Raw genomic sequence first — 5,677 nt, 5'->3', positions numbered from 1 at the left:
GCGAGGGCGGGAGCAGCGCTCAGGCCGACCAGTGGCAGGGCACAGACGAGCGCAACGAGGGCACCCGCCCAGCGATGTGTCCCGTGGGTTCGCCTGCCGATCGTGGTCCGCATCGAGTCCTTCTCCCTGCCTCTCCCTGCCAGTCGGCGCCGGGGATGGCGACCTGAGAATTCCGGCCGCCGGGGGCGCCGCCGGGGAGGGTGACCCATCGCACCGCGCTGACGATCGCCCGTGATAAGCCTCACGGCCCTAGGCTGAGGGGGTGAGTGAGCCCGCAGAGCACGAGACCGCCACGTTTGCCGACCTCGGTCTCGGCGAGCGGATCCTGAAGTCCTTGTCGGACGTCGGCTATGAATCGCCGTCCGCCATCCAGGCGCAGACCATCCCGCACCTCCTCGCAGGTCGCGACGTGATGGGCCTGGCGCAGACCGGAACCGGCAAGACGGCGGCCTTCGCGCTGCCGATCCTGGACCGCCTCGACCTGAGCCAGAAGACCCCCCAGGCGCTGATCCTGGCCCCGACCCGTGAGCTCGCGCTCCAGGTCTGCGAGGCCTTCGAGAAGTACGCCGCCACCATGCGCGGCGTCCACGTCCTCCCCGTGTACGGCGGCCAGGGCTACGGCACGCAGCTGTCCGCGCTCCGCCGTGGCGTCCACATCGTCGTCGGCACCCCCGGCCGGATCATGGACCACCTCGAGAAGGGCACGCTCGACCTCACGCAGCTGCGCTTCCTGGTCCTCGACGAGGCCGACGAGATGCTCAACATGGGCTTCGCCGAGGACGTCGAGACGATCCTCGCCGACACCCCGGACACCAAGCAGGTCGCCCTGTTCTCCGCGACCATGCCGAAGACCATCAAGTCGCTGTCGGCGAAGTACCTCAACGACCCGGTCTCCATCTCGATCGAGCGCAAGACCCGCACGGCCGAGAACATCACCCAGCGCTACCTGATCGTCAGCTACCCGCAGAAGGTCGACGCCCTCACCCGCATCCTCGAGGTCGAGAACTTCGAGGGGATGATCGTCTTCGTCCGCACCAAGAGCGAGACCGAGCTCCTCGCCGAGAAGCTGCGCGCCCGGGGCTACAGCGCCGCCGCGATCAGCGGTGACGTCCAGCAGGCCCAGCGCGAGCGGACCGTCAACCAGCTCAAGAGCGGCAAGCTCGACATCCTCGTCGCCACCGACGTCGCGGCCCGCGGCCTCGACGTCGAGCGGATCAGCCACGTCGTCAACTACGACATCCCGACCGACACCGAGGCCTACGTGCACCGGATCGGCCGCACCGGCCGCGCCGGCCGCAGCGGAGACGCGATCTCGTTCGTCACCCCGCGCGAGCGCTACCTGCTCAAGCACATCGAGAAGGCGACCCGGTCGACCCTCGAGCAGATGCAGCTCCCCACGGTCGAGGCCGTGAACGTGACCCGTCTGGCCCGTTTCGACGACCAGATCACCGCCGCCCTCGAGTCGCCGAGCATCTCGTTCTTCCGCGACGTCGTCAGCCACTACATCCGCGAGCACGACGTCCCCGAGGTCGACGTGGCCGCCGCCCTGGCGATCGCGATGCAGGGCGACACCCCGCTGCTGCTCGACCCGGCCGCCGAACGCACCGTGCGCGCCAAGTCGTTCGACCGCCCCGACAGCTCTGACCGCGGCGATCACCGCAAGCGCGATGGCTACGGCTCCGACCGTGGCGGCTCGCGTGGAGACCGCCCGCGCCCCGACCGGAGCGACCGTCCGCCGGCGGCCGGCCTGGCGGCGTACAAGATCCAGGTGGGCAAGCGCCACAAGGTGGAGCCGCGCCAGATCGTCGGCGCGCTCGCCAACGAGGGAGGCCTCGACCGTCGGGACTTCGGCCGGATCACCATCCGCCCGGACTACTCCGTCGTCGAGCTGCCCAAGGACCTCTCCGCCGAGACGTGGGCGAAGCTCAAGACCACGCGGATCAGCGGCAAGCTGATCGAGCTGCAGGTCGACCAGGGTCCGCCGAAGCGCTGATCGGTCTGGCTGTGGAGCAATGGTCGCGTCGCGCGAGGGCAACCGCCCTCGTTGCGGTCGCGACCACTGCTGTCTCGTGGGCCGCAGGGTGCGCGGCCACGACGGCCGAACCCGAGGCCGTGGCGTCGCCGAGCGTCGCGGGTACGACGACCACGGCACCCGCCGCGACGCCGACCTCCCCGGCCTCGCCGTCCGCACCGGCCACGTCGGCGGTCCCGGCGAAGGCGGGTGGCGCCCGCGCCGACGTACCGCTGGTCGAGATCATGGCCCAGCTGGCCCGCCGGGCCGAGCGGATCGCGAAGAAGCTGCCCAAGGTCGTCATCCCCACCGACGTCGACCGCGGCAGCAACCGGGCGCTCGGCTACCAGCTGATGATCGAGTTCGGCTTCCCTGAGGACCAGTGGCCCTACCTCGACGCGCTGTGGCACCGCGAGTCCGGCTGGAACCAGTTCGCCGACAACCCCACCTCCAGTGCCTACGGCATCCCGCAGTCCCTGCCCGGCACCAAGATGGCCGTCGTCGGCGCGGACTGGCAGACCAACCCGGAGACCCAGATCCGCTGGGGCCTGGCCTACATCGCCGCGCGCTACGGGAACGCCCAGCGGGCGTGGGCCCACTCGGAACGCGTGGGTTGGTACTAGGCCGTTTCGGATGAGCCCTGGTGGACGTCGAGGTGGAGCGCTCGCGCGATCAGGTCGACGAGCGGGCCGAGCAGCACGATGACGGCGAGCGTGCCGACGCCGACGGTGGCGCCGAGCAGCCACCCGATCAGCGCGCCGCCACCCTGCACCGCGCTGTAGGTCCACCGGAACGGGACCGGCGGGTCCCACGCGAGTGCCGCGGCCTCGGCCGGCCCGGCGCCGGTCTGGCTGCCGAGGTAGGTCGCGATGCCGATCGCCAGCACCGGGAACGCGACGGCCAGGAACACGATCCGCAGCGCCAGGTCGTCCGGTCGGGAGAGCAGGTCGAGGGCGACGGACACGGTCACGCCGACGAGGAGCACCTGGACCACGGTCCCGACGCCGGGGAACACCTTGCGTGTCGCGGCGAGTGCCACGAACAGCACGCCGATGCCGAGGTTCGCGATCCAGAACTCGACGTCGAGCGCCATCGCGACGCCGTTGACGAGCGTCGAGTAGCCGTCGGAGCCGAGGTCCGCGCGGAGCAGGAAGCCCACGCCGATGCCGAGGACGACGCAACCGCCGAGGAGCAGGCCGTAGCGGCGGAGGAGGGGGGCCACGGCCCCCACCCTGTCAGGTGGCGGGTACGACGGCCGCGAGGTCGGCCATCGCCAGGTCCCGGTCGCACGCCGCGCCCGCGACCAGGCCCGTCGCCGCAGCGGTGAGCACCGAGGCCATCGGCATCGGCAGGTCGCGGTGGTGCGCGAGGTCGCCGGCGGCGTACACGCCCGGACGGCTGGTGGCGCCCATGATGTCGACGTGGATGCCGCCGAGGTCGCCGCTCTCCAGGCCCAGCTGCTCGGCGAAGGGCGCAGCCTGGCGCCAGGTCGGTGCGACGAACATCCCGCCCAGCTCGACGGAGTGCTCGTGGCCGAGCAGCGCGCGCAGCCCGTCGCCCGAAGCCTCGACACCGAGGACCGGACCGGTGTGCACCTCCAGGCGCAGCGCCTTGATCGCGGCCAGCACCTCGGGTTCGGGCTCCGCCCCGTTGGTGAGTACGACGACCTCACTCGCCAGGCGCGACATCAGCTGCGCGAGCATCGGGATGTGCGGGCCGGCGCCGAGCAGGCCGACGCGGCCGTCGGCGAGCTCGTAGCCGTGGCAGTACGGGCAGTGCGCGACGACGGTGCCGAACAGGTCGGTCAGTCCGGGGACGGCGGGCAGCTCGTCGGCGAGACCGGTGGCGAGCAGCACCCGACGAGCGGTCACGTCAGGCGCGTCATCGACCGAGACCACGAACGCGTCGGGCTCGCCGCTGATCTCCGTCACGGCCTGCTCCACGAACGAGACCGTGTCGTAGCGCTCGATGTCCTTGCGGGCCGCGAGGCGCAGCTCGGCGGGCGGGGCGCCGTCGTGGCCGAGGAAGTTCTGCATGTGCTCGGCCGGGTCGTTGCGGAACCGGTCGGTGCTGAACACCACCACCGAGCGCCGCATCCGGCCGAGGGTCAGGGCGGCCTGGAGGCCGGCGGAGCCGGCGCCGATGACCGCGACGTCGTACTGCTCTGTCTTCTGTGATTGCTTCATGGCCTCATCGTGTGAGTTCATGTTCACATGAAGTCAAGCCCGCAGGACGTGCGCTGGTCGATCGGTGATCTCGCGAGCCGGTTCGAGCTCGAGACGCACGTGCTGCGGCACTGGGAGGACAAGGGCCTGCTGCATCCGGCGCGCGACTCCGCGGGCCGGCGGTACTACGGCGAGGACGACGCCTACCGGGTCGCCGCGATCATCGCGAGCAAGGAGTCGGGGATGAGCCTCGACCAGATCCGCACCCTGGTCGACGCGTCGGCGGACGGCCGTCGGCAGGCGCTGAAGCAGCATCTCGTCGAGCTCGACCGGCGTGAGGCCGAGCTCGCCCGGTCGCGTCACATGACCGAGCACGCGCTCGAGTGCCGGGCCCACGACATCACCACCTGCCCGTCCTTCCAGTCGCACGTCGCCGACATCGTCGAGGGCACCCGTCGCGGTCTGCCGTGGGTGAACGGGCACGGCACCCACTCTTCATGAAGGAGGGGAGTGACCGGACGGCCCTCCTCGTGTTCTAGTGACCCAGATCACATTCCTCGGCAGAAGGTGTCGCTCCATGTCCCGGTCACTGCGTCTCGTCCTCTCCTCCCTCAGCGGCCTCGCGGCCGCGCTCGTCACCCTCGTCGGGGTGCCCGCACCGGCCCAGGCCGCCGCGGCGCCGTACGTCGCCCTCGGTGACTCGTACTCCTCCGGCGTCGGCACCCGCAGCTACATCAGCGACGGGACCAGCTGCCAGCGCTCCAACTACGCCTATCCCAAGCTGGTGGCGGCGCAGAAGGGCTACGCGCTGAACTTCAAGGCCTGCTCGGGGGCCACGACGAGCACGGTCACCAACAGCCAGCTGAGCGCGCTGAACACGGGCACGGAGTACGTCACCATCTCGGTCGGCGGCAACGACGCCGGCTTCAGCAGCGTGCTCACCGAGTGCGCCCAGCCGGGCTGGATGTCCAACTGCGACGGGGCGATCAACACCGCCCAGTCCTTCATCAACAACACGCTGCCCGGACGGCTGAACACCCTCTACGCCTCGATCAAGTCCAAGGCGCCCAACGCCGTGGTGGTCGTCGTGGGCTACCCGCGGATCTTCCAGGGCGAGGACTGCAACGCCGCCACCTGGTTCTCCCCGGCCGAGGAGACGCGGCTGAACGCGACCGCCGACCTGCTCAACGGCAAGCTCTCCGCAGCCGCCAGCGCCAAGGGCTTCAAGTGGGCCAACCCGACGTCGCGGTTCATCGGGCACGCGGTCTGCGACGACGTCGAGTGGCTCAACGGCCTGTCCAACCCGGTGAGCGAGAGCTACCACCCGAACAAGCTGGGCCACTCGTCCGGCTACCAGCCGCTGGTGGCGGGCCTGCTCGTCGGCTGACGGGAACCGCGGTGGGTGCGTGCTGGTAGAACCATCGGCATGCGTCGGATCTCGGTGACCCTCGGCTTCCTCCTGCTCGTGACCGGCGGGCTCACCGCATGCAGCGGCCAGGAG

At 70.7% G+C, this 5,677-nt stretch carries 6 protein-coding genes; 4 read left to right on the top strand and 2 right to left on the bottom strand.

The genetic code is table 11. The features are described 5' to 3' along the window. Window positions 1-262 precede the first annotated feature (262 nt). Window positions 263-1,993 carry a DEAD/DEAH box helicase gene (locus ACOADB_RS18030; protein WP_378601473.1) on the top strand — a complete coding sequence of 577 codons (1,731 nt, stop codon included), beginning with the start codon at window positions 263-265 and terminating at the stop codon, window positions 1,991-1,993. Between the two features lie 119 nt (window positions 1,994-2,112). Next, a complete protein-coding gene (locus tag ACOADB_RS18025; RefSeq protein WP_378601471.1) occupies window positions 2,113-2,634 on the top strand; it encodes a lytic transglycosylase domain-containing protein in 522 nt (173 codons plus the stop codon). On the opposite strand, the gene ACOADB_RS18020 is transcribed toward ACOADB_RS18025, so the two are convergent. Both ACOADB_RS18020 and ACOADB_RS18015 read right to left on the bottom strand, forming a co-directional pair. Beyond that, complete coding sequence (locus ACOADB_RS18020) at window positions 2,631-3,233, bottom strand: hypothetical protein (RefSeq protein WP_378601469.1); 603 nt, start codon at window positions 3,231-3,233, stop codon at window positions 2,631-2,633. The genes ACOADB_RS18025 and ACOADB_RS18020 overlap by 4 nt on opposite strands. 13 nt (window positions 3,234-3,246) lie before the next feature. Then, window positions 3,247-4,197 (bottom strand): NAD(P)/FAD-dependent oxidoreductase, encoded by a 951-nt coding sequence (locus ACOADB_RS18015; protein WP_378601468.1) that lies wholly within the window; start codon window positions 4,195-4,197, stop codon window positions 3,247-3,249. 27 nt (window positions 4,198-4,224) lie between these two features. Between ACOADB_RS18015 and ACOADB_RS18010 the strand changes: the two genes are divergently transcribed. Together ACOADB_RS18010 and ACOADB_RS18005 are read left to right on the top strand one after the other, a co-directional pair. Further along, window positions 4,225-4,677: a MerR family transcriptional regulator gene (locus ACOADB_RS18010; protein WP_378601466.1), complete on the top strand. Its 453-nt coding sequence runs from the start codon at window positions 4,225-4,227 to the stop codon at window positions 4,675-4,677. A gap of 76 nt (window positions 4,678-4,753) precedes the next feature. Next, complete coding sequence (locus tag ACOADB_RS18005; protein WP_378601464.1) at window positions 4,754-5,563, top strand: SGNH/GDSL hydrolase family protein; 810 nt, start codon at window positions 4,754-4,756, stop codon at window positions 5,561-5,563. The last annotated feature ends 114 nt before the right edge of the window (window positions 5,564-5,677 follow it).

The sequence above is a fragment of the Nocardioides sp. CPCC 206348 genome, assembly GCF_048654705.1.
Taxonomy (GTDB): domain Bacteria; phylum Actinomycetota; class Actinomycetes; order Propionibacteriales; family Nocardioidaceae; genus Nocardioides.
This window is presented reverse-complemented; position numbering and strand designations above follow the sequence as displayed.